Source organism: Roseovarius sp. EL26, from assembly GCF_900327775.1.
GTDB lineage: Bacteria > Pseudomonadota > Alphaproteobacteria > Rhodobacterales > Rhodobacteraceae > Roseovarius.
In genome coordinates, this window is sequence record NZ_OUMZ01000007.1 from 1087568 (window position 1) to 1111775 (window position 24208).

General features: G+C 52.2%; 21 protein-coding genes and 1 pseudogene. 15 read left to right on the top strand and 7 right to left on the bottom strand.

The genetic code is table 11. The features are described 5' to 3' along the window. Positions 1–10 precede the first annotated feature (10 nt). Positions 11–1243, bottom strand: coding sequence for a TRAP transporter substrate-binding protein (locus D9A02_RS13175; RefSeq protein WP_120501394.1), 1233 nt, complete (start codon positions 1241–1243; stop codon positions 11–13). A 109-nt stretch (positions 1244–1352) separates the two neighbouring features. Between D9A02_RS13175 and D9A02_RS13180 the strand changes: the two genes are divergently transcribed. From D9A02_RS13180 to D9A02_RS13200, 5 genes are all read left to right on the top strand, one after another. After that, complete coding sequence (locus tag D9A02_RS13180; RefSeq protein WP_120501395.1) at positions 1353–2948, top strand: GMC family oxidoreductase; 1596 nt, start codon at positions 1353–1355, stop codon at positions 2946–2948. 549 nt (positions 2949–3497) lie between these two features. Next, positions 3498–4529, top strand: coding sequence for a LacI family DNA-binding transcriptional regulator (locus D9A02_RS13185; RefSeq protein WP_120501396.1), 1032 nt, complete (start codon positions 3498–3500; stop codon positions 4527–4529). An 89-nt stretch (positions 4530–4618) separates the two neighbouring features. After that, positions 4619–5716 carry a hypothetical protein gene (locus tag D9A02_RS13190; protein WP_120501397.1) on the top strand — a complete coding sequence of 366 codons (1098 nt, stop codon included), beginning with the start codon at positions 4619–4621 and terminating at the stop codon, positions 5714–5716. Between the two features lie 7 nt (positions 5717–5723). Continuing rightward, on the top strand, positions 5724–6344 hold the full coding sequence (locus D9A02_RS13195) for a hypothetical protein (RefSeq protein WP_120501398.1): 621 nt from the start codon (positions 5724–5726) through the stop codon (positions 6342–6344). Next, complete coding sequence (locus tag D9A02_RS13200; protein ID WP_120501399.1) at positions 6337–7800, top strand: trimethylamine methyltransferase family protein; 1464 nt, start codon at positions 6337–6339, stop codon at positions 7798–7800. The genes D9A02_RS13195 and D9A02_RS13200 overlap by 8 nt, the downstream gene beginning before the upstream one ends. Positions 7801–7893: 93 nt before the next feature. Here D9A02_RS13200 and D9A02_RS19580 read toward each other — a convergent pair whose 3' ends face one another. Beyond that, positions 7894–8082 carry a hypothetical protein gene (locus D9A02_RS19580; RefSeq protein WP_367946764.1) on the bottom strand — a complete coding sequence of 63 codons (189 nt, stop codon included), beginning with the start codon at positions 8080–8082 and terminating at the stop codon, positions 7894–7896. A 244-nt stretch (positions 8083–8326) separates the two neighbouring features. Between D9A02_RS19580 and D9A02_RS13210 the strand changes: the two genes are divergently transcribed. Continuing rightward, on the top strand, positions 8327–9247 hold the full coding sequence (locus D9A02_RS13210; protein WP_162933064.1) for a LysR family transcriptional regulator: 921 nt from the start codon (positions 8327–8329) through the stop codon (positions 9245–9247). On the opposite strand, the gene D9A02_RS13215 is transcribed toward D9A02_RS13210, so the two are convergent. The 4 genes from D9A02_RS13215 to D9A02_RS13230 are packed head-to-tail and all read right to left on the bottom strand — an operon-like array spanning position 9244 to position 14318. Further along, positions 9244–11661: an FAD-dependent oxidoreductase gene (locus D9A02_RS13215; RefSeq protein WP_120501401.1), complete on the bottom strand. Its 2418-nt coding sequence runs from the start codon at positions 11659–11661 to the stop codon at positions 9244–9246. The genes D9A02_RS13210 and D9A02_RS13215 overlap by 4 nt on opposite strands. Then, positions 11661–12365 carry a hypothetical protein gene (locus D9A02_RS13220; protein WP_120501402.1) on the bottom strand — a complete coding sequence of 235 codons (705 nt, stop codon included), beginning with the start codon at positions 12363–12365 and terminating at the stop codon, positions 11661–11663. The genes D9A02_RS13215 and D9A02_RS13220 overlap by 1 nt, the downstream gene beginning before the upstream one ends. Next, positions 12358–12801 (bottom strand): SRPBCC family protein, encoded by a 444-nt coding sequence (locus D9A02_RS13225; protein WP_120501403.1) that lies wholly within the window; start codon positions 12799–12801, stop codon positions 12358–12360. The genes D9A02_RS13220 and D9A02_RS13225 overlap by 8 nt, the downstream gene beginning before the upstream one ends. A gap of 11 nt (positions 12802–12812) precedes the next feature. Then, complete coding sequence (locus D9A02_RS13230; RefSeq protein ID WP_162933065.1) at positions 12813–14318, bottom strand: trimethylamine methyltransferase family protein; 1506 nt, start codon at positions 14316–14318, stop codon at positions 12813–12815. A 298-nt stretch (positions 14319–14616) separates the two neighbouring features. Here D9A02_RS13230 and pxpA point away from each other — a divergent pair, with 298 nt between their 5' ends. The 3 genes from pxpA to D9A02_RS13245 are packed head-to-tail and all read left to right on the top strand — an operon-like array spanning position 14617 to position 17073. Further along, on the top strand, positions 14617–15387 hold the full coding sequence (pxpA, locus tag D9A02_RS13235; RefSeq protein WP_120501405.1) for a LamB/YcsF family protein: 771 nt from the start codon (positions 14617–14619) through the stop codon (positions 15385–15387). 2 nt (positions 15388–15389) lie between these two features. Beyond that, positions 15390–16079 carry an allophanate hydrolase subunit 1 gene (locus tag D9A02_RS13240; RefSeq protein WP_120502532.1) on the top strand — a complete coding sequence of 230 codons (690 nt, stop codon included), beginning with the start codon at positions 15390–15392 and terminating at the stop codon, positions 16077–16079. Next, entirely contained in the window at positions 16072–17073 is a 1002-nt protein-coding gene (locus D9A02_RS13245; RefSeq protein WP_120501406.1) for a biotin-dependent carboxyltransferase family protein, read from the top strand. The genes D9A02_RS13240 and D9A02_RS13245 overlap by 8 nt, the downstream gene beginning before the upstream one ends. Positions 17074–17498: 425 nt before the next feature. Here the strand turns inward: D9A02_RS13245 and D9A02_RS13250 are convergent, their stop codons facing one another. After that, positions 17499–18383: a LysR family transcriptional regulator gene (locus D9A02_RS13250; protein WP_120501407.1), complete on the bottom strand. Its 885-nt coding sequence runs from the start codon at positions 18381–18383 to the stop codon at positions 17499–17501. A 242-nt stretch (positions 18384–18625) separates the two neighbouring features. Here D9A02_RS13250 and D9A02_RS13255 point away from each other — a divergent pair, with 242 nt between their 5' ends. The 6 genes and pseudogenes from D9A02_RS13255 to D9A02_RS19585 form a co-directional block, all read left to right on the top strand. Further along, entirely contained in the window at positions 18626–19591 is a 966-nt protein-coding gene (locus D9A02_RS13255) for a glycine betaine ABC transporter substrate-binding protein (RefSeq protein ID WP_120501408.1), read from the top strand. A gap of 84 nt (positions 19592–19675) precedes the next feature. Continuing rightward, a complete protein-coding gene (locus tag D9A02_RS13260; RefSeq protein ID WP_120501409.1) occupies positions 19676–20731 on the top strand; it encodes a glycine betaine/L-proline ABC transporter ATP-binding protein in 1056 nt (351 codons plus the stop codon). After that, positions 20728–22269, top strand: coding sequence for a proline/glycine betaine ABC transporter permease (locus tag D9A02_RS13265; RefSeq protein ID WP_120501410.1), 1542 nt, complete (start codon positions 20728–20730; stop codon positions 22267–22269). Before D9A02_RS13260 ends, D9A02_RS13265 begins: the two co-directional genes overlap by 4 nt. Continuing rightward, positions 22266–22988 (top strand): alpha/beta fold hydrolase, encoded by a 723-nt coding sequence (locus tag D9A02_RS13270; RefSeq protein ID WP_120501411.1) that lies wholly within the window; start codon positions 22266–22268, stop codon positions 22986–22988. Before D9A02_RS13265 ends, D9A02_RS13270 begins: the two co-directional genes overlap by 4 nt. Before the next feature lie 254 nt (positions 22989–23242). After that, a complete protein-coding gene (locus D9A02_RS13275; RefSeq protein ID WP_162933066.1) occupies positions 23243–23953 on the top strand; it encodes a hypothetical protein in 711 nt (236 codons plus the stop codon). Between the two features lie 39 nt (positions 23954–23992). Next, positions 23993–24115, top strand: a pseudogene (locus D9A02_RS19585) (DUF3604 domain-containing protein); the annotation flags it as partial. Positions 24116–24208: the final 93 nt, after the last annotated feature.

A 24208-nucleotide genomic window follows, 5' to 3' on the forward strand; every position in this document is an offset into this window, starting at 1 on the left:
TTGCATTAAGTTATGACTTCCACCAACGGCGGGGTTCTACATTTTCAGGTTTCATATCTGCGGGAACTTGTCGCGCGATATCGTAAATTTCCTGATACGTATCGATGCCACCGGCCCAATTGTTCAGGCGTTCACGCCATTGTTCCCACAATTGTGGTTGGAACTCGGGCGAGCACATCTCTTCGGCCATCTTGATCTGATCGTCAGCGAGGAATGCATTGCGAACATTGTTTTCAGCGAAGATTGTCCCTGGCAATTGCGGGTCTGAGTGACCAACGGTCTTGACCAAGGCGGCTTCATTCGCTGCTTGAACGTGCGTTTGTGTCCAATACGAGGATTCCATAACCGCATCTTGTAGGTGCCCATCAAGACTATCGAACACAGACGCAGACATTGATGTGTGTTCCGTGCCGCAGAAGAACTTGAGGTCAACAGATTGGGATACAACCGGTGACATGTTGGCATAGGCCACGGCCGAGGCCCATGTTTCGGCCCCATCGATAAGACCTTGCTTGAGACCGTCCAGAGTTTCCTCCCATGCAACTGGAACCGGGTTCAAGTTCAGCGCTTGCATAGCGATCCGGCCAAGTTGCGTGCCCGTGACACGGTTCTTGGTTCCAAACAGTTCTTCTAACTTGGTGACTGTGGGTCTATCTTCCCAACCTAGGCCCAATTGAATTCCGCGCAGCTCACAGTGGCTGAACAGGAATTTCAGACCATGGCGTTTTTCAAGCGGTTCACGCAGAATGCGCTGGGACTCTGGGCTATAGAGGAAGTGGTATTGAGACGCCCGTCCCGGGAACATGTAGGCATAATCCAAAACGTTTAGATACGGTGCACCGCCCGCGGAATTCTGTGTCGAGGCGGCATAGATGTCCACGATGCCTTGTTGAGTTTTCTCAACGCAGGATGTCTGCCCGCAGATTTGGTTGTTGCCGATAAATTCAACGCGAATTTCACCATCGGTCCGGCTTTCAAGATCGCGGGCAAATTCTAGCGCACCAGCACGTTCGATCAAAAGGTTCTGATCATTGAAGCCCGATGCACCAAACTTCAATGTGTGTTTGGCTTCTTTTGCAAAACGCTTTTCGTAAGTTGATTCCGCCGCGCTGGCGAGATTCGCAAGGCTCATTGCGCCGCCAAAGCTGCCAGCAGCCAAAAGCGTCGAACTCATGCCGTAAGTACCCGCAACTCTGAATAAATCGCGGCGCGATATCCGTTTTAGATTATTGTCGATTCCCATCTTTCTCTCCCATTTTGTCATTTATTGAGACGTTTTGTTTCAAAAAAGGCTAGCTTATTTCTTTCAACTTGCATAGAATTTTTTTCAAACACCGATAAGGAGGGATGAAATGGAGGCGGATTATGTCGTCGTGGGAGCAGGGTCATCTGGCTGTGTCATCGCCAATCGACTGAGTGCTGATCCCAAAAACAGGGTCATCCTATTGGAAGCAGGCGGGCGTGATATAAACCCCTGGATCCATATCCCCGTTGGGTATTTCAAAACTATGCACAATCCGTCTGTGGACTGGTGCTACAAGACTGAGCCGGATCCTGGGCTGAATGGCCGTTCTCTAGATTGGCCACGTGGCAAAGTGCTGGGGGGCTCATCTTCGCTCAATGGATTGCTTTATGTACGCGGACAGAAGCAAGATTATGACCGCTGGCGGCAGATGGGAAACAAGGGCTGGTCCTGGGAAGACGTGCTTCCCCTCTTTAAGCGCAGTGAAGATCAAGAGCGTGGCGCCGATGATCATCATGGAACTGGCGGGCCATTGTCCGTCTCAAATATGCGCATCCAACGCCCGATATGCGACGCTTGGGTTGCTGCGGCCCAATCTGCGGGTTATCCATTCAATCCCGATTACAACGGTGAACAACAAGACGGTGTCGGATACTTTCAGCTGACAACCCGCAACGGGCGACGATGCAGTGCAGCTGTTGCTTTCCTCAAGCCCATTCGAAATCGCCCGAACTTACAGATCATCACTCATGCACTGGTTAAACGAGTCAACCTTGATGGCAAAAAAACCACGGGCCTGACCTTTATTGATCGTTCGGGACGTGAACAAACCATTACTGTGACGCGTGAAGTTATCTTATCTGCTGGGGCAATTAATTCGCCGCAAATTCTGATGCTCTCGGGGATCGGTGACGCCGGGCACCTCAAGGAAAATGGAATTGAACCGCTGCATGATCTTTCAGGTGTCGGGCGCGGGCTTCAGGATCACCTACAGGCAAGGCTTGTCTTTAAGTGCAATGAACCAACCTTGAATGACGAAGTTCGCAGCCTGTTCAACCAAGCCAAAATTGCATTGAAATACGCGATGTTCCGGGCCGGGCCGATGACGATGGCCGCAAGTTTGGCAACCGGGTTTCTGAAAACCCACCCTGATTTGGAGACCCCAGATATTCAGTTCCATGTTCAACCCTGGTCAGCGGACAGCCCCGGTGAGGGTGTCCATCCGTTCTCAGCTTTCACCATGTCAGTGTGCCAATTACGTCCGGAAAGCCGTGGCGAAATTGTTCTGAATGGTCCTGACCCGCGCAGCTATCCGAAAATTCACCCCAATTACCTAGCGACCGAAAGGGATTGCCGGACAATAGTTGATGGGGTGAATATCGCGCGCAACATTGCCCTTCATGCCCCGCTTGCTTCCAAAATATCCGAACAGTTCCGACCAACTGCTGATTTAAACATGGATGACTATGAAGGCACCCTGAATTGGGCGCGCGACAACACGGCGTCGATCTATCATCCAACAGGTACGTGCCGCATGGGGCATGAACCTCATGCGGTTGTAGATGATGCGTTAAAGGTCCACGGGATCAAAGGCCTCCGCGTTGCCGATTGCTCAATCATGCCAGAAATTGTGTCGGGAAACACCAATGCCCCTGCGATTATGATCGGGGAAAAAGCAAGCGACCTTATTCTTTCGAATCCGTAAACGCAGTTTTGGCAATCAAATACCATGATGGGAAGAACAGTTTCTTGTTATTGATTGTAATGTTTAAGGTAAAATCCCTAGGCTATGAGAGGGTGCCTTCCTGTCAGTATTTAGTGTCTGGTAAATATACACCCCTCTTTCATCTTAAAATGCGGCGCCATCGACCAATTACCGCTGAAGCGGACCGCAATGCGGCATCACTTTGAATACTGGAACGTCAGCGGCAGACACGATCTTGCTAACGTTATACAGGCGCGTAAAGCACGACGTGCGGCAGCTCTTTTCTAACCGAAATCGGGCGGAAAGCCGACATTCTATGCTTCGGGTTAGATTAGATTCACGGGATGGTAATTCGACTCAGATCATCAAACTTTCCAGAAAATTGAACACAGCTTTTCATCATGTTATGTAATATCAATTCTGTTAGGTTACACTGTGTTTCGAAAAAGGAATTTACCTTTCATGCTCTCAATGAGATTGTTAATCAGACTCAATTGTGGACGGTTACATTCCACGCATTTGGCCCTGTAACATTAAAATGATTTTCCAATGCCCATGAAAAAACGCGTCACACTGAAACAAGTCGCCGAGCACGCGCAAGTTTCGCCGATGACCGTTTCGAACTTTATGAACGGTCGGTTCAACCTGATGACGCCTGAGATGCGCCAGAAGGTCGAACAGTCTGTTAGGGAGCTGAATTACCGCCGGAACCATGGTGCGCACATGTTGCGGACGTCTAAACTGTGGTCGATCGGGGTCATCGTGGTGGATGCCTCTGACCATTACCTATCGGATGGTTACACGACACAGATCATCGCCGGGATCAGCAACACGCTGAACGACGGCGGGTTTTCTGTGATCCTGCAAGGGGTAAAACCCGATGCCTTTGATACATCGGCCATGCTGCGCAATGTGCAGACCGATGGATTATGCGTATTGTTGTCTGGGTCAGACGCACAGCGGGCGCATCAGTTCAAACTGATCCGCGAGTTTCAGCAACCAACCGTTCTGTTTCTTGAAGCGCCGGACGTGCCATCTGATCAAATCTGCTCGGTCATGCAAGATGACTATGTGGCAGCGCGAATATTGACACAGCGCGTGTTAAAGCGGCGACCTCGCTCGGTCTTGATCATGACAGCCGGTGAAAACGAATGGGCCGCCGTTAATGCGCGTGTTGCTGGCATGCGGGATGAAATTGCGCAATCGGGTGGTGTTGAACAGCTGGACATTGTTCCAAGTGGCGATGGCCGCCATCGCGACGTGATCACCGCCTTGAACACGCATGCCGCACAACACGGGTATCCGGAAGCAATCATGTGTATCAACGATGAGATTGCGCTTGGGGCCCTGAAAGCCTTGCAACGAGCCAGCGTCGATGTGCCGGGGCAAACCTGCGTCACCGGGTTCAATGCTTTTGGCCTCCACGAGATCACGGCGCAGACATTAACCACCATGCAGTCCCCTGCCTATGAAATGGGTTGTGTCGGGGCCCGCGAATTGCTGCAGGCTTTAGACACCGGCAGCTTTGATCAAACAACAATTACCCTGCCTGCGGAGTTGGTCGAAGGCGACACCACTTAACAGTCAAAATTTCTCTGGATCTTTTTGATTTTTTACATATTGTAACGTTAAAATATGATGATTTTGCAAAATACAGAGCGATTCTGATCATGAATGTACACGCCAATAAACACGCGCTGGCCACTGCAGGCGCCCGGAATTTACTGCGCAACTGCGTGCAGCTATCAAAAGGGCAAAGCCTGTTGTTGATTACGGAAGATCGGCAGATCGATTACTTTGACAATGCGGTTGCCGATATCATCGCTGAACAGGCCCGAGAAATAGGTGCAACTATTTTGACCCTTTCAACACCGCGTGCAGACGGTCCGGATGATGTGCCCGAAGCCCTGAACGCCGCAATGACGAAGGTGGACCATACCGTGTTCCTCAATCGGATTGGGGATCAGATGCGGTTCAGATCTCTGCCCGGCGCGGGCAGCAAAACGATGGTCTATACGCTGGATGTCGACACATTGGCCTCGCGCGCAGCGACCTATGATCATGATTTCATGGTGCGCATGGTCGCCCTGTTCAATGGTACGTTAGACGGCAAGAAGAAATGGAACATCACCTGCCCGGCAGGCACGGATGTCAGCGGCGAGATCCCCGCCCCTAAACCGGTTTCGGCCTCAAGCGGTGGTTTTGCCGTGCGCCTGTTTCCGATGTCAGTACACAAACCCATTTCTGCGCACACGATGAATGGCAAGATCGTCCTGCAACGCTGGGTCACCGGGACAAATACGCACGCTTATTCACCCGAGGTGCATTATTTGAACACGCCGATCACCATCCATGTGGCAAACGGACATAGCACGGACATTGAGGGCCACGGGCCAGACGTCGAAGCCTTTCGCGCACATGCGCGAATGGTGGCGGAAAAGTTTGGATTGGATGAAACCCTGATCCATTCCTGGCATCACGGCCTCAACCCCGGCACCGGATATTTTGCAGCGGCCAAGGATGACCCAGTGCGGTGGAATGGGATGATCTTCGGCTCGCCCCGCCATCTGCATTTTCACACCTGCGGGGACTATCCGCCGGGCGAGATCAACTGGCACATCATCGATCCGACCGTGCGATTTGATGACGAGGCGTTCCTCACCGATGGCGAGGTTACCTTCTTTCAAACCGCTGAGGCGCAGACTCTTTTACAGGAATTCGGCCTGACCTCTGATGACATGGCCACGTATCAAGATATTGGTTTGTGAGGTTCCCATGACTCATTCCGCCAGCTGGATCGAAGACGACACGCCGGTCGATAGCTTTTTGACCGAGGAGATACGCCAAGAGGTATGCCGCGACGATGGCACATTGCATCGATTGTATCAGGCGTTATCCCCTTGGCCCTCGGCCATCTTGCCGGTGCATAAATTCTATCAGGCGATCCTGCACGCCCCCGATGCGCCGCTGGATCTGCACAATGCCGAGTTTGTTGCAACCTACGTGGCGATCCTGAACCACTGCGTCTATGCCCGCGCCCATCATGGTGAAAATTTCTGCGCGACGGCCCCTGACAGGCGCAAGGCGGAACAGGTGCTGGCCGTTCTGGAGCAAGGTGATCTGCAATCCGACATCTTGTCGGGTCGGCAACGTGCCATCGCACTCTATACCCGCAAGCTGAGCAACACACCTGAAGCGATGACGCGCGATAATATCGACGCATTGACCACCGCCGGTCTTAGCGCCGCGGAGATTGTGCACGTCAATCAAATTGCCGCCAGTTTTGCCTACTGGACGCGGATGATCAACGGACTGGGCATCACCCTTGGGAATGAAACTATCGGTCTGGAAACCACAACACTGACTGACATCATGGAGGAGCAACCCAATGGTTGAACTCGCGCAAAAACCACGCCGCAGCGGTGGTCGTCGCAAAAGCTCGCGCTCGGACAAGGTCAACCGCAAGGCCCATATTGCCGACATCTCTCCGCTCAAGGATCAGGCTCTGCAACTGCGTGTGGCTGATACGGGGCAACTGGTACAGATCCACGAGGCCGTTTTGAAAATCCTGTCGCAGATCGGCGTGATTGTTGAACATGAGGGTGCCCGGACAAAATTGATCAATGATCATGGCTGCATGCTGGGCGATGATGGATATCTGCGGATGCCGCCTGAGCTGGTAGAACGCGCGTTGGAGACGGTGCCGCGCGAAATCAAGCTTTATGATTTGAACGGCAAGCTCAGGGTCGATACCTCCAGCCAGATCACATCCTATTGCCCGGGGCACAACTGCGTGCGCATTCTGGACCGGACAACCGGGGAACTGCGCCCTTGTACTTTGGAGGACATTCGCGAAACCGCCAAGGTTTGCGAAGTACTGCCCAATCTCAGCATGTCTTGTTCCTTGGGCTATCCAAGCGACATTTCCGCCGAGGACGAGGCGGTTGAAACGGTGAAAGTACTGTTTGCGCATTGCTCAAAACCCGCAGCCGTTTTGGCACATGATGAGCATATTCAGAACCGCATTTTGGCGCATTTGGCCGAACTGGCCGGAGGCTACAACAACCTGGCGGACAAGCCCATTGCGCTGGAGCTGATGGGGCCAATCTCTCCCCTGCGCCTGCCCGAAGATTTCTGCGAGCGCGTGATCAATGCCGCACATCATCACATGCCAATTGTGTGTTACCCAGCCACCTTCCCCGGGATGTCCAGCCCGATCAGCGTGGCCGGGGCAATCGCACAATCCTCGGCCGAGGCCATCGCCGGCATCGTCATCCACCAACTCACGGAACCGGGTGCCCCAATCATGAGTGGATCTGCTGTTTTGCCCATGGATATGCGGCAGGCGGATTTGGCTTACGGGTCGCCCGAATACATGCTGAACGGCTTGGGCGCGGCGGATTACTTCAAATCCATCGGTGTGCCGTCATGGATCGGGGCGGGATGCTCAGATTCACACGCCTTTGACGCCCAAGCCGCCGCCGAGGCCGGGGCGAACATGGCCATCGCCGCACTGGCGGGCACGCCCTTTGTGCACAACCTCGGCTTCCTGTCAGGTGGGCGAACCGGGTCGCTTGAGATGCTGGCACTTTGCGATGAACTGGTAGGCTGGACCAATCAGATGGCGGCAGGCTGCCCGGTCAACGCCGACACCATTGCCTATGACGTGGTGCAACGCGCCGCCCCCGACAACAGCTATTTAACGGACCAGCATACGCAAGACAGATTCCTGAGCGAAAATTGGTATCCAACACTCTTTGAACGCTCCGATGCAGATGCTTGGCTCGAAAACGGAAGCCGAGATTTGCGTACCCGGATCAGAACGAAACTTTCTGATGTGTTAGATAACTAGTTCGGAGTTTTACGCTACAATAGTCTTAGAGTTCCTTACCCTTCCGCTTTAGATTTCTCAGTACGATGCAGTTAATTGAAGGTGTATGAACTTTCATAAGTGGCGTAAACAAGCACTTGGGGCGGCATTAAAGCGTGACTGTTCCAATACAGCCAATTCTATCCCTACAGAATTGTTGGTGAAAAACGTCATGCCATCGGAAAGTTGAGCTTGAATAACCTCCATCACTTCCGGGTGGTTGTGACCGACGAGCATTGGTCCAAAACCAATCAGGTAGTCGATGTATTCTTTCCCATCTTCATCCCAGACACGCGCCCCGCGGCCTTTTTTTGATTACAATGCTTGGATCGTAATTCCCAAACCCTCCCGCAGGTAGAACTGACCGCGATTGAGCACACCACATCTCCTGAACTGTTTCGGCCATTGCCTGTCGCCTCCTGCCCTGCAGGTGAATTTTATCTTGACCATGGATGAGGAGGAGTTAATTAAAATGGTAGTTCTCGTGAAATTAATTCAGGCAAAAGAAATGCCAATCGGCCCCCTTCTTGAATTGCGCCACCTCAAGATGATCCGTGCCATAGCGGAGCACGGGCGCGTCACCGATGCGGCCGAGGCTTTGGGCGTAACACCTTCGGCCTTATCGCATCGCATCAAAGAGGCCGAGCGGCGACTGGATGTCGTTTTGTTTACGCGCATGCACAAGCGGCTGCGCATGACGCCCGCCGCAGACTACCTCGCCGAAACTGCCGATCGCATTCTGTCAGAAATGGACCGTGCTGAGCAGGATGTTCGACGTATGGATCGCGGTGTTGAACACGTGGTGCGCATCGCTGTTGAAGCTTACAGCTCTTATCACTGGCTGCCCAGCTTCACCAATTATCTGCGGGCGCATCTTCCTGGGGTGGATTTGCAAGTCATGGCGGGTGCCGGGCGAGAACCCGTTCAGGCACTGACCAACCGACATGTAGATCTGATCGTTGTCTCAGGTGAAACGGTGCCGCTTGGCACAAATCATATCCCGCTATTTCGAGACCCGTTGGTCTTTATAATGCCACCCAATCATCGCCTTGCAGGAAAACCCTTTATTGAAGGCTCCGATATCGAAGGTGAAGATTTCATCACCTACACAAAGACACCTGAACCGGATCGGGAATTTGCCCGCCTGTTCCGCCCGTCGGAAAGCTATCCTCGCTGGACGGCTACTGTCGAACTACCTGAAGCCATCGTCGAGCTGGTAGCCGCCGGCCAAGGCACAAGCGTTCTGGCGGATTGGGCTGTTCGCCCCGCAATTGAAGCAGGGCGTATCATTGGAGCTCGCGTCGGGCAGGACGGTATAGAGATCCCTTGGCAAGCTCTGATGCGTTCTGAAGATAGCAATACCGGACCAATCACAGACGTGGGCAAAGCATTGGCGACATGGTCCAGCATTAGCGGCGGTTTTAGCTAACCCTTTAACCTGCTGTTCTCAGGGTCATAGACGTGATGTTCATGGCGCACGGCATTGCGCTCAACCCCAAAAGCCTGAACTGAGCATTCTTCACCCATGCTCAGAGAACCATTTTTAACATACCCAAGGGCCAGCAGTTTACCCGTACGGTATCCCATAGAAACCGACGTAAGATAGCCGATGACAACCCCATCCTTTAGTATTGGATCTGAGGGCAAAGGCTCAGGGCCGAGATCAGTGATTTCCATCCCGATAAAACTCCACTCAACGTCTGTCTTTGATTGCCGGGCGACGGCCTCTCGTCCTGTAAATGGGCCTTTCGCCATATTTGCAAACTTCGATAGCCCCGCATCAAACAGTGTGTATTCAGTCCCGAAGTCTGTTCCCCACCCATGATAGCCTTTTTCAACGCGCATCGCATTGAGCGCGTAGGAGCCAAAATTGCAGATGTTATGCGTTAAACCGGCCTGCCAAATGGCCTGAAAAAGCTGGGTCAGATGATCTGAGGAGACGTGCAATTCCCACCCCAGCTCGCCGACATAACTCACCCGCAAAGCGGTGACCGGAATGCCGGCAATCTCGATCTCTGCCACGCTCATCCACGGCGCAGTCTGTGCGTCTAAGTTTGACGATGTCAGAGACTGTAAAAGCTCACGTGATTTTGGTCCCATGACCAGCAAAGCCCCGTCATGTATATAGCCTTTGGTCAGCGTCACATCTGCTCTTTCGGCCTGAGCAGAAATCCAATCAAAATCCCGCTCAACCGCCAGCGTTGGTCCGCAGAGCAAAAAGCGATCTTCTGCCAAACGCGCAATTGTCGCTTCGGACCAAATGCGCCCCTCTGGCGTCAGCATGTATGACAGGCGAACGCGACCAACTGGGGGCAATTTTCCACAAACGACAGTGTCTAAAATTGCCGCTGCGTCTGGTCCTTCAAGCAGGTATTTTGTAAAACCGCCATGGTCCATGATGCCAACAGCGTCACGTACAGTTTCACATTCAACACGCACGGCATCCTGCCATGGCTCATGCCCAAAGCTCAGTTCGCCTGCGTCTGCTGCGGCGTCCTGCTTGAACCAAAACGCCCGCTCCCAGCCCCCGACCTGCCCCATCACAGCACCCTGATCGCACAGATGGTCATAGAGCGGAGTTTGATTGACCGGCCGTCCTGAATCCATAGTCCGGTGAGGGTAAGGGATCGCATATTGTAAATCATAGTGCTGCGACGCACGTTTCGCAGCATATTCTTGACTGGCCCAAGGCCCAAAGCGGCGTGGATCCCAAGCTGAAAGATCCCATTCTGTTTCTCCAACCGTCAACCATTCGGCCATTGCCTTCCCAATTGCGGCAGAATGGGTGATGCCGATTTGAACGCCAGTCGCGTGATAGAAATTTTTCACACCGCCCGCAGGCCCAACCAATGGCAGCGCGTCGGGCGAATAAGGGATCGGTCCATTCACAAATCGCTGTGCGCCGGCCTCGGCCAAAATCGGCACATGGGCTGCTGCAGCTTCAAAAACCTCCATCATGCCGTCAATGTCATCGGCAAAAAGCTGGTGATCAAAATCAGCAGGTACGCCCTCTTGCCATACCGGGCGGCCGTCATGTGCATACGATCCCAATAACAATGCATTGCGTTCACGGCGCAGATAATACCGAATATCCGGATCACGGATTAGCGGAAAGACGGCACTATCTTCATCCAGTTGCTGTAATGCGCTGGTCACCATGTATTGATGTTCAAGCGTGACCACAGGCAAATGTAATCCTGCCAGTGCGGCGATCATCCCACCGCTTGATCCGGCAGCATTAACAACCGTGCCAGCTACAAATGTACCCTGAGATGTCTCGACGTCCCATTCCCCTGACGCACGCTGAGCCAACCCGGTCACTGGAGTGAAGCGTTTTACCTTCGCACCATTGGCACGCGCATGTTTCGCCAACGCTTGTGTCAACTGGCTGGGGTCAATGTCACCTTCATATGGGTCAAGGATACCACCCAAAACCGTTTCATCGGCCCGCCAATAGGGGTGTCTTTCTTCAATCTCGGCTGGATTGAGCATCTCCAGATCAAACCCGGCAGAGCGGGACACGCCGCACAAATGCTGAAACAACTGCATTCGCTCGGGTGTATGTGCCGGCCATATGGCCGAGGTATGCCGATAGGTGATTGGAGCCTCAGGGTCCTTGGCAAGCTCTTTATAGAGCTGCCATGCGTAATTACCCGCCCGCATGCCAAGCCATGAATTAGCATAAGTCGGGATGTTACCCGCCGCATGCCAGGTCGATCCGGCTGTCAGCTCATTCTTCTCAAGTAAAACGGTGTCGGTAATACCGGCCTCAGCCAGATGATAAAGGATTGCAGCACCGACAGCGCCGCCACCAATGACCGCCACCTGAACATAAGTGCTCATTAATGCGCCTCGAGTAGCTGACCGTATCCGAGGATTGGGTCCGTGATCCCGATACCGCGTAACGTTTGCCAATAAACTGCAGCGTTGCAGGCGACGATAGGCTTGCCATGTGTGGCTTCCAAATCCGCAATCATAGCGACAACTGGTAGAGCGGTCCCAACCTGCAAGATGACGTCACACTCGGTCGCTGCAACCTCGGCAAAGACATGTCGAATATCGTCAGCAGGTGTCTCGCAAATAGCGGGTAATGACGGGGCATTGGTGCCCTTTATGCTCACCACGTTGAACCCCGCCGCTTCGGTGTTAGCTTTTACGACAGCATCAACATCAGCATTGAATGGCGTCACGATGCCAACCCGCGTCGCCCCCAAGGTACGCAGGGCTTCGTAATCCGCAAAGGATGCACAATAGATCGGGACCTCGACTTGGGCAGATATTTCATCACAGCGTTTTTTCAGCTTGTCGGGCCCGCCGGGACCCGCATCTGTGGTCAACCCCACGGCGATGGCCGCAGGTTTACAATCCATCAACTTGGCCGCCTCATCAGGCAGATCATCCGAAATCACATCACCGCCCAGCCGAAACCGTTGCATCTGGTTGGTCACACCTGCGGGGCGCAAAAGCTCCAGCTCTGGCTGCACGACCGTGTTCATGGCGGGCGTCATGACACCAATCACAGCGCGCGGGGCTAAGGTATCAGCCATTCTCTGTCTCCTTCATAAACCTGTTCAGGCCGGCCATGCCGCCGATGTAAATGGTATCACCAACCACCTGTTCCATTTCAGCAGCGTTATCCGGTGCACACTCAAACCAGCTTTCCCAGATACTTAGCGTCTGCTGACCGTGGGTGATCGGAATGAAACGATGGATCGAAACATATCCGGTGACCGGCAGTGGGCTTTCCAGAATGTCATAGGTGTAGAAGGTTTCGACATCAGAATGCGTCAGCAAAGTTTCGCGAAAAATGGTGCCATCTGCAATTTTCAGACTGCGGACCACGCCGACCTGTGTTGCGGCGCCATTTTCCAGTGTTGCGCCTTCTACTCCTGGATTCCAGGCGGCAACACCATCAAAGGCCCGGACTGCAGCCCAGGTTTTTTCAATGGGTGCGTCAATGATCATGCTGCGGAATACGTGCATAGGACCTCCTGTTATTGCTCAAGTCGGATGGGATAAGTGGCGCGAATTTTCGCCTCTGTTTCAACGCTCAGATGTGTGGGTCCCGGGCTTGCAAGAATATCAGCCACGCGTGCCTGTGCCCTGTCCCAGATAGATTGCTCGCCCGCATCAACCCAGTCATTCACACTCTGACGATCGGCAAGCGCCGGATACAGATAATCTGTTTTCATGCGCTTAAGGGTCTCTGCTTCGCCTAAGTAATGTCCGTCCTGCGTCACCACGCGTTCAATTGATTCAAGATTCAGTGTATCGTCAGATACTTCGATCCCCCGTATCGACCGCAGAATGGCGCCGCACATGTCATCGTCAATCGCCATTGCCTCAAGGCTTGCCACCATAATTGATCCCAACATGCCCACCGACAGATTGATCATATCAGCGCCCGCGTGACCCGCCATCGCAACGGTGTAGCCCTTTTCATATCCCGATTGCGCATCTGCGATCTTAGAATCGGTCATGCCTGCCGACACGGTCGATGGCAGGCCGAGATGCGCCAGCAATTGGGCTGCTGCCGCATTGGCAATAGCGCCTTCGCCACCGCCCCCGCTCATCGCGCCTGTCCGCAAATCTGAGATGAAAGGCATAAGGGCATAGATACACGACGCGCCAGGTTTAATGGCATCAACCACGACTAGCCCAGCCAGGCATTCGGCCAAACCTTGTGCAAGTGCCCCAGCCAATGTCACTGGACTGGTTGCCCCCGCTTGACCGGCTGAAACAATCTGCGGGATCATGCCTGCATCGATGACCCGCTCTAATATCTCTATACCTTCGGCGGCATATGTCAGCGGCGGCACCACGTGCGCAATGACCGCCATACAAAACGGCCGCTCACGGAATGCGCCCGTACCGCCAAGGGCCATGTCAAACATATCAATGATTGGGCGAACATGATCCGCCTCGCAAAAACTGATGCCGATGGGTTTTGATGTGGCCTTCATACAGGCAAAGGCAGAGTTAATGTCCAACTCAAACGGATCTGTAAGATCTCTGGCAACAACCGGACGCACGCCATAGTGAATATGGGATGACGCATCGAGAACACGCATCAATTCATAAAGATCGCTCAGGTGGCTATCCCGGTACGTTCCGGTTGTTGCATCCAGCATCTGCACTGCCGCCCCGCCCGTTCCGATATGAACCCGTCCACCGCCAATCATCAGATCGCGGTCTGGTGTGAAGCCGGGAAGCGAAATGTTTTTAGGTGCGCGGTTGCAGGCATACCGGATCATCGCAGGTGGAAAGCATATGCGACCATCCTCTCGGTGCCGTGCCCCGAGTGTGAGTAAGCGATTGGCCATCGGTCGTGGTAAGCCCGACATCCCGATGTGTGACAACATTTCAAAAGCATGGTCCACGATCATCGACGCATCTGTCGGCGATAATGGCTTTAAATAGCCACCGGTCGGTATCTCGCAATCGGGTACCGCACCCGTCCCGCTTTCCCCTGTCTGTCGCCGTGTGGCCCGCCGAACCATGCCAATTCCTTTTTGTGGTGCACCCACTAAACCCCAAAGAATTGATGGATCAAATTCAATTACTCGCAAAAAATGATGAATCATATTCAGGCAAGTTTACAAAGCGCCCTCAAATTGGTCGGCAAATTACCTATTAGACCCTTGCCTGCAGGCGTTTAACGACGATTGGTTGCCCAAGCATAGGATGATCAATATCGTTCATTCATTGGATGACTTACCCTCGGCTGCATGGCAGGCAATTTACATCATTGCCGATCCCCGTATGCTGAAACGAACAGTGCGAAATGTGTAGGCTGCAATGCTAAAAATAGATCTCAACTCTGACCTCGGCGAGGGTTTTGGCTCTTGGGCGATGGGTGATGACGCAACAATGCTCACGCTTGTAACCTCGGCTAATATTGCCTGCGGTGCACATGCCGGTGACCCAGAGACGATGTTCCAGACACTCTTGCTTGCCAAAGAAAACGGCGTCTCAGTCGGTGCGCATCCCGGGTACAATGATCGGATTGGATTTGGCCGTCGGGTGATCCCTATGCCCCCTGACGAGGTTGGGCGCATGTGTGCGGCCCAGATCGGTGCATTGATGGCGCTTGCAGCGCAGGCTGGTGTGTCAGTGGATTACGTAAAACCCCATGGCGCCTTAGGAAATCTTGCGGCGCGTGACCGATCAGTTGCGGATGCCATTGTTGCGGCTGTCCAAAAGATAAGCCCCGATTTGGCAATGCTCGCGATTTCTGGCACTCAAAGTGAACTGGCAGCACGCGATTTAGGCACGCCAGTATATTCCGAGATTTTTGCAGATCGAGGGTATCTTTCCACCGGGCAACTTGTCCCCCGTGGGCAAGAGGGCGCGATGATTGATGACCCCGCGCAAGCCAGTGAACGACTTATTGCCTATCTCGAAACCGACATGATGCCTGTCGTCGACGGTGACCCCATTCGCCTAGCAGCACAATCCGTCTGTGTGCACGGTGATAGCCCCGGCGCCGTCGCCATGACAAAGGAAATACGTAAACGCCTGTTGGCACATGGGGTGGAAATCAGGCAATTTTCCAAACCTACGTCATGAAGATGAACGCGCAATTTAAAGCCGTCGCAGACCATGCGCTTCTTGTTAGCTTTGCAACGGAGATAAGCGATGATGTGCATAATATCATCGTCGCATTGGACAAAGCTATTGTAGATGCGCCGCCGACGGGTGTGATTGAAACCATACCGGCTTTGGTGAACATCTTGGTGGATTTTGATCCGCTGATGACAGATCATATTACGATTACATCTGATATTCGCAACATGCTGCGGCACCTCAAACCAGACGGTTACACAGGCATCACTCATAATATTCCGGTCTGTTATGAGCATCCTTTTAATCCTGATCTATCGGCTGTGGCGCAACAGACCGGACTGTCAGAAGACGCCGTGATTAACGCACACCTTGCAGGGAATTACCGTGCGTTGATGTATGGATTTGCACCCGGCTTTGCTTATCTTGCGGGTGTTCCCGAAACCATTCAGGTGCCACGGAAACCAGCGGCAATACGTGATATCCCCGGATGCAGCGTCATCATCGCTGGCCCTCAATGTATTGTGACGACGATAATGATGCCCACGGGCTGGTCCGTTATCGGACGGTCGACCACGTCGGTTTTAACGGGCAATGCTGATAGGCCTTTCCTGTTTAATATTGGCGATAAGGTAATATTCGAACGTATCACTCAGGCAGAATTCGAGCGATTAGCGAAAGGGAACGCAAATGACTGACGCTGAGATCTATGTCAGTTTTGCAGGCCCTCATGTCACTTTTCAGGATGCTGGGCGCCGTGGGCATATGCGCTTTGGTGTTTCTGCTTCAGGGCCAATGGACCGTTTGTCTTTTGCAGCGGCGCATGCCGCGCTCGGCAATTCACCTGGACAAACAGCGATAGAAATCTCGCTAGCCGGTGTGACGCTTCAGTGCCGTGAAGGGGAAGTCACGCTTGCCATCATGGGTGAAGGGTTTGTTTTCGACCACAACGGACAAAAAGGCACGTCCGGGACAGTGCTGACCTTTCGCAAAGGAGAGAAGCTTAGCATCCGTCCCGGTGCAACGGGAAGTTGGGCCTATCTTGCCTTTGCAGGTTTGCTGCAAAGTGAAAGATGGCTCGGCCACAGCGCCACCCATGCCAGCTCTGGCTTTGGCGGCGGTGCCATACAATCGGGTCAGGTCTTAACTGTCCATGATACTAGCATTCACAATGACCGCGAAGGCGCAATATCTCAGTATGATCACTCGTTGAACGCGCCAATTCGTGTGGTGATGGGACCGCAAGATCAGCATTTTGCCAAAGAAGCCCTTTCTATTTTTACATCCAATCCATTTGCCGTTACAGGCGCCTATGACCGTATGGGTATGCGTCTAAAAGGCCCATTGCTTGCCCTTGACCGTGCCCTTTCTATTCCGTCAGAGCCAATTGTGCGCGGATCGGTTCAGGTGTCCGGTGATGGGATAGCGACGGTGCTGCTGTCCGATCATCAGACAACCGGCGGCTATCCAAAGATCGCAACTGTCATTTCATGCGATATAGACAGATTGGTTCAGGCCCGCAGCGGCCAACAGATCAGATTTACTGCAGTTTCCCCGGAACAAGCGATCTCCGCGGTTCGTGACGATTCGTTATCACGTTCAAAATACTTGGATAAGATCGGGGAGCCACTCGGAACCCTTGAGCAACGGTTGATGCGGAACAACCTTATTCATGGCGAGTTCTTCCAGTAAGGGGCCAGATATCCGGTTATCAACCACCCCCAAATGCCTGCCTTTTCTGCTGATTAACAATGCCCTCTTACCGCAGACTGCGCTCATTCCTGCCGGATGCAGCATTCGGTAGTAATGGGATATACTGGCCACTTCACCCAGCAGGTTAAGCTTGGCCTATACTGCATGTAGGAGAAGTCGCGTAGCGAAGAATGATTTTGATGAGCTGATGTCGGTTGACGTTGGTATAGGCAAAGGTGTTTTTCACTTGGTTGGTTTTGATAAGTGCGGGCAGCTAGTGTTGCGCAAGAAGATCAAACGCATGGCGTTGATCTCGACGTTTGAGAACCTGCCCCATTGCTTTGTTGGCACGAAAGCTTGTCTGCACGTAAGGAATTGTTAAAAGAACAATCTCTGTTTCCGCAAACATCGTTGGACATCATTTTCTAAAGCTGGCACCATAATTCACGCGCAGTTTCATCATCCATTTTTGGATTTCGGAACGCTGAGATTGTTAACTCCGCATTCCATTCGCTGTTACCGACAGGTACCACTGCCCCCTCAGCGAGTTCGGGGGCAATCGCCGTTTCTGGCATCCAAGCAAACCCACTTCCAGACAGAAGCCTTCGTTTGATTGCTTCTACTAGGCCATCGACGTAGATCGTACTGGTGTTCGTAGGTTTTCGGTCCACTGTGTTCTCAACAACCATGCCCAGAAATGACGACCGCTCATAGGCGAGATATGGGATGGGTGGGCCATTCCGATTACTCAAATTCCATCCACCTGTCTGTGCCGGCCCTGTGGCGGCGACCGGGATGAGTCGGTCAACCACAAGATCTTTGCGCTCAAAGGCGGTTTCATCGATCATTGGAGAGACCGCGTGATGATAGTAGCAAAGCATGATATCGACAGCACCCTCAATCAACAATTCGCAGCAAGTACTCAGAGAATCAGAGACAACTCGCGTACGTAAATCCGGTAGCAGCTGCTGAAGAATTTCAATTCGTGGGGCCAGATAGTTGACCGAAATCGTGTGAAGCGCTGAAATGCGGACGAAGCGGCTGTCACCACGATCAGCGTCCCGGATCGATTGGCGGGCCTCTGAGAGCTGCGAAATCGAGGCCTGCGCGATGGGCAAGAATTGCTGCCCCGCCTCCGTCAACTGGACCGGATAGGTCGCTCGATTGATCAAAGGCAGACCAACCCAATTCTCTAATGCCTTGATTCTGCGACTAAACGCTGATTGCGTAATATTCCGCTCGTTTGCCGCGCGGGTAAAACTTGAAGTGCGCGCAAGGCATTCGAAATCTCGCAACCAGTTTAAATCCATCTTCTTTCCCCACCGGCATCTAACTTTTGAGAGCTTATCATATTTATGCAATTTCGGAATAGTTTGATGAAATGTTTGAATTGGCGAAATTAATTCAAGCTGAACTAGAGTTATCCTATCGAGCAAACATCCGGGGGGACTGAATGCGGTGCAGAGCTCGACGCCCAATCTGCCGACCACTTGAACCAACATCAAAGTAATAACGACGCCGCAAATGGCGCGACCCAACAGAGGAGAATATTATGAAATATAAGTTGAAATCACTTGGCCTTGCTGCCGCTGTCAGCGCCTTCGCGCTTCCAGCTTTTGCCGCGGAAGAAGTAAAAATCGGGGTGCCATCCTGGACCGGTGCGCAAGCCATCGCGCACCTACTGGGAGCTGTTGTTGAAATGCGCATCGGAGGCGAAGTCGAATTTGTTCCGGGTAATAATGCCACAATTTTCCAAGCCATGGACCAAGGCAAGGGTGACATTGATGTGCACCCCGACGTTTGGCTTCCTAACCAGCAGAGTTTCACTCAAAAATATGTTGATGAAGAGGGCACGGTAACGCTTTCGTCTAATCCGTATGAGGGAAATCAGGGCTTCTGCGTTTCCAAAGACTTTGGCGAGGCCAACAGCATCACCGACATCGCTGATCTGGGGCGTCCTGACGTCGCCATGCAAATGGATAGCGATGGCAATGGCAAAGGTGAGATGTGGATCGGGGCGCCAGGATGGGCGTCAGCCAACGTTAACGAAGTTAAAGTACGCGACTACGGCCTATTAGACTTCATCGATCCAATTCGGGCCGAGGAGAGTGTGAAAACCGCCCGCGTCAAAGATTCCATTGCAAAGGGCGAAGGCTACGCCTTCTACTGCTATAAACCGCACGCCATCTGGTACATGTTTGATGTTCAAATGCTGAGCGAACCTGCGTTTGATGCAGCAAAGTATGACATGAAACAGCCATCAGATGATCCGGATTGGTACAATAATTCCAGCGTGGCCACGAAAGATGCTCTGAAAAATGTTCAGATCGCATGGTCAAACTCTCTACCAGATCGCTCACCTGCAATTGCCGAGTTTTTTGCCAATTTCTCGCTGACTGCAGATGATGTCTCTGGCTTTGCATATGAGATCAGCGGCAAAGGGCGCGAACCGGCAGAGGTTGCCCGCGAGTGGGTCGAAAACAATCCAGATCGTGTCGACGCATGGTTGGGACTGTAATTCTTTAAGACAGAATATCTCTCGCGGCACCCGAACGTGGTGCCGCGATACCAAATTTGCCCGAAGCAAGGTCAGGTGCACCCAATGAGCAGCGAAACCGTCATAGAAATATCCAACGTCTGGAAAATATTCGGTGCAAAGCCGGAAGCCGCATTGCAGGCGATCCGAGACAAAGGACTTAGCAAGGCAGAGGTTCTTTCTGAATACAATTCTGTGGTTGGTGTAGCCGATGTAAGCCTGTCGGTGAATCGCGGTGAGATTTTTTGCATTATGGGGTTGTCCGGCAGCGGAAAATCCACATTGGTACGCCATTTCAATCGCTTGTTAGAGCCGACCGATGGCAAAATCCTGATCGAGGGCACCGATGTGATGGCGCTTGATCACAAAGCACTACAGAGTTTTCGCAACCACAAGATTGGGATGGTTTTTCAGAACTTCGCATTGATGCCGCACCGATCAGTTTTGGACAATGTTGCGATGCCTTTGGAGATCCGACAGGTTTCAAAAAATGAGCGCATGAGACAAGCTGCTGCGGTTCTGGATATTGTAGAACTTGGCGCGTGGGGCGCAAAGTTTGCGCATGAGCTTTCAGGCGGGATGCAGCAGCGCGTTGGTCTTGCAAGGGCCTTGGCTGCCAATCCAGATGTTCTACTGATGGACGAGCCGTTTTCCGCGTTAGACCCTTTGATCCGCAGGCAGTTGCAAGATGAATTCATTCGTCTCAGCAAAATTCTTAAAAAGACCACGGTTTTTATCACGCACGATCTTGATGAGGCCGTGCGCATTGGAGACAGGATAGCCATTATGCGCGATGGCCGCGTGGTTCAAACTGGCACAGCTGAAGACATTGTTATGAACCCGGCAGATGACTACGTTGCCGACTTTGTCGCCGGCATTTCACGGCTCAAGGTTGTTCGAGCCCATGTTGTCATGCGATCTATCGAAGAACATGTAGCCACTCACGGGCCACTTTCCGCAGACCTGCCACGAGTCAATGAAAGTGAAACACTCAGCAATCTCATAAACATGGCAATTGATGATGAACGGTCAATTCTTGTCGAAGATGGCGGCACTGATGTTGGCGTGATCACTCGCGCGGATTTGCTGCGCACTGTAATCGAGGGGACAGAAGTATCATGAGCGATTCAAATATTAACCCTCTTGAAGATACCGAAAGCGAAGCAGCCCTGGCCTATGCCGAGGAGCGGCGTGAAAACATCCGCGCCTTTGTGGAAACTTCGCCAGATTATTACATCGCCCAGTTCGATAAAATCGGCGCCAACGCCCGATTTACGCCGACCCTGAATATTGTCGCAGGTCTACTTGGACCAATTTGGTTTGGCGCGCGTGGACTGTGGTCTTGGGCGCTTTCATTCTTAATTCTGGAAACACTCGGCTTTGTGCAGATCGCACGCGGATTATTTGGTGATTTGGCATCAGATGCCATGGCACGAATTGAATCAATCGAAGGCACGCTGGAGCTTAGGCGACAACAGCTAGCAGCCGCGATTGAAAGCAATTCGGACAAAGTGGATGTTTATCAACGCACTGTTGACTCGCTTGAGGCGAACATCGGTGGCATACGTGCCGAAGCCGAAGCCCTAGCAGATCAGGGGATCTGGATTGCGCTGACAGGGCTTATTATCTTGATCGTCGCCAAAGTGATCCAAGCCATCTGTGCCAACTGGGCGCTAGAGGCGCGTTTTTCAGACTGGCTATCTGACCGTTCGGTTCGTTCGGGCATTCCGACAAGGAACCTCATCTTTAGTGCCGCGTTCATGACCCTGATCGTCTTGACTGCCATGCTCCACTATAGTTTCCCTGGGCGATTTGAACTGTTGGGTGATTTTCCAACAGAACCGAGCATCCGCCTGACGGCCATCGCCTGGGTTGAAGCCTTTTTTGCCTTCTGTGTCGATAATGGTGAGACGTTATTTGATGCAATCACATACTGTATTCGCGCCATTCTGGATGCGCTGGAACTTGTCTTTGTCAGCACGCCTTGGATCGTTGTCGCTAGCTTGATCATTCTTTTGACGTGGCTGACCGCAGGTATCAGCGCCGCAATTTATTGCGGGGCCTTCTTGGGTTACATGGGGCTGTTGGGCTTTTGGGAAAAAGCGATGACAACATTGGCGTTGCTGGGAACAGCAGCATGTCTTTCAATTGTCATCGGCATTCCATTAGGCATGTTCGCGGCTCGGCGACGCCGGTTCTACTCATTTATTCAACCAATCATGGATTTTATGCAAACGATGCCAGCATTCGTTTTCATGATCCCCGTGATTGCATTTTTTGGTACCGGCAAACCGGCAGCGGTTGTCACAACGATGATTTTTGGTGGAACACCTGTTGTACGCCTGACCGTGCTTGGTTTGCGCGGGGTACCAGAAAGCGTGCGCGAAGCGGCCATCAGTTTTGGTGCAAACAAGTGGTATTTGCTGACCAAGGTCGATCTGCCATTAGCGGGACCGTCTATCCGCGCAGGCATCAATCAAACCATTATGTTGTCACTGGCCATGGTCGTTGTCGCCTCTCTGATCGGCGCCAAGGGATTGGGTGAGGATGTGCTGGAGGCACTACAATATGCCAATGTGGGTCAAGGTATCTTGGCTGGGTTCGCTATTTTGTTCTGCGCCATGATCCTTGATCGGATCGTACAGGGTGGCCGAAAATGAAATACTTGGTTTTTGTCCATGGTTTCATGGGGGGCAGCCGGCAATGGCAATCGCAAATTGAGGCCCTAGGTGCCAGTTTCAATGTTATTGCCGTCGATCTGCCTGGGTTTGGTGAAAATGCTCATTTGAATTGCCCAAATAGCATTTCCGCTTTTGCAGGCTGGGTATTAGCAGATCTGGATAAACGCGGGATAAGTACCTTCCATTTACTGGGTCATTCCATGGGGGGTATGATCGCACAAGAGATGGTGTCCCAAGCGCCAGAGCGTATAGAAAAGCTGATCCTCTATGGCACTGGAGCCACCGGAGTTCTGCCAGGTCGGTTCGAGACAATCGCAACATCAAAGTCCCGTGCACAGGCCGAAGGAGCGAAAGCAACAGCTCGTCGTATCGCTGCAACGTGGTTTTTGCTCCAAGAAGCAGCCACACCTTTCGAAGGCTGTGCAAGAATAGCAGAACACAGCAGCATGCAAGCCATCTGTGCTGGTTTGGATGCCATGCAAAACTGGAGTGGCGTGGCCCGACTTTCACATATTGAGGCCCAGTCGCTCGTCCTTTGGGGTGATCAGGATCGAACTTATAGCTGGGCACAGACCGAACAACTTTGGCAAACCATTGGCAAATCACAACTAGCTGTCATGCCAAATTGTGCACACGCTGCCCATCTCGAAAATCCAGAATTGTTCAATCGCCTCGTTGTCGAATTTCTAGATTCTTAACAGCCTGTTACACTGCGGTATCTCCAAGTTAAGTGAACGTCTGCTTTGGGCCGTAAGTAACAGATCGAACGGCCTCTAACCTATTGCTTTTAAATGTGATATATATCACACGTTATTTACGGATGATGTTCTGAAGATAGATACTGCCCATTCTCTAACGTGAGAACAAGTTGAACGATTGTGACCGCACATTTCGCCTGAAAAATGCTATTATTATGTCGGTAGAGCCCAAGAACTGCAGATATGAGGCTGGTTTGACAAAATTGTTCCACAGTCGAAAAGTTGGTGTTTTTGTCCTTCAAGTGTGGCTATGCGTGGTGTCCGCATTTGCGAGCGCTGGAGATGATAGGGCTACGAAATCCGTGCAAACCACCGGCCTGATGTGGAACCGTACCGGTCTTCCCGCTGTGTTCCCACTTCAGGTCAAAGCGCCCCCAGGGCAAGATTACTTTCTGACGTTGATCGATGTTGAAACCGATGAGGACGCATTGGCTGCCTACATCATCGGTGGGGACTTCTTCAAAGTCCTTGTCCCACCTGGGGAATTTCGATTGAGATTCGCGGCTGGAATGGACTGGAAAGGCGAAGAATTTCTATTTGGCCCGGGAAAGCAAACTCACATTTTTGAGCTAAACGAAACGCTTACTTTTGAAATTCGCAATTTGACGATCAAAGCAGGCCACGTAGTGAATCTCTTAAAGATTGAATTCGGTCAGGTTGCGCAGTCGTCGGTTAAGGAGCAGCTCATTTGCCAGTCCTTGAGACGAACCTATCCCTCGCGGAGGCTTCCTTTTTGGGCAGATCAGCTCGTTCCGGATACACAGAGCACACATTGGATAAGATCAAGGGACGGATATCATAATTACTTGGGTGACCGGGCCCGCGACAAAAACAAATATCTGACACCTGACAAATATGATGTTTTTGACCCCAAGTATTCTCTGACTTCGCGATATTGTGGATGAAAAAACCTTGGATTTTCCGTCGTATAGGCCGCGGAGAATACACGAGAACCTCTATTTGATGCGATGATGCGTAAGGAGACGTATTCAGCAAGCGGGCCTCGAATGGTTGTCCCGTATCGTGCAGATTGGGCTCTCTCCGATCATTCGCCGCAGAAACTCTAAACGACCTCTCTTGTTTGTTTACTTCATCAAAAAAAGACTGAGATCAAAGCAGCTGAGCCAACGTCGCCTCTTCCGTTCACAGACAGCCAATTT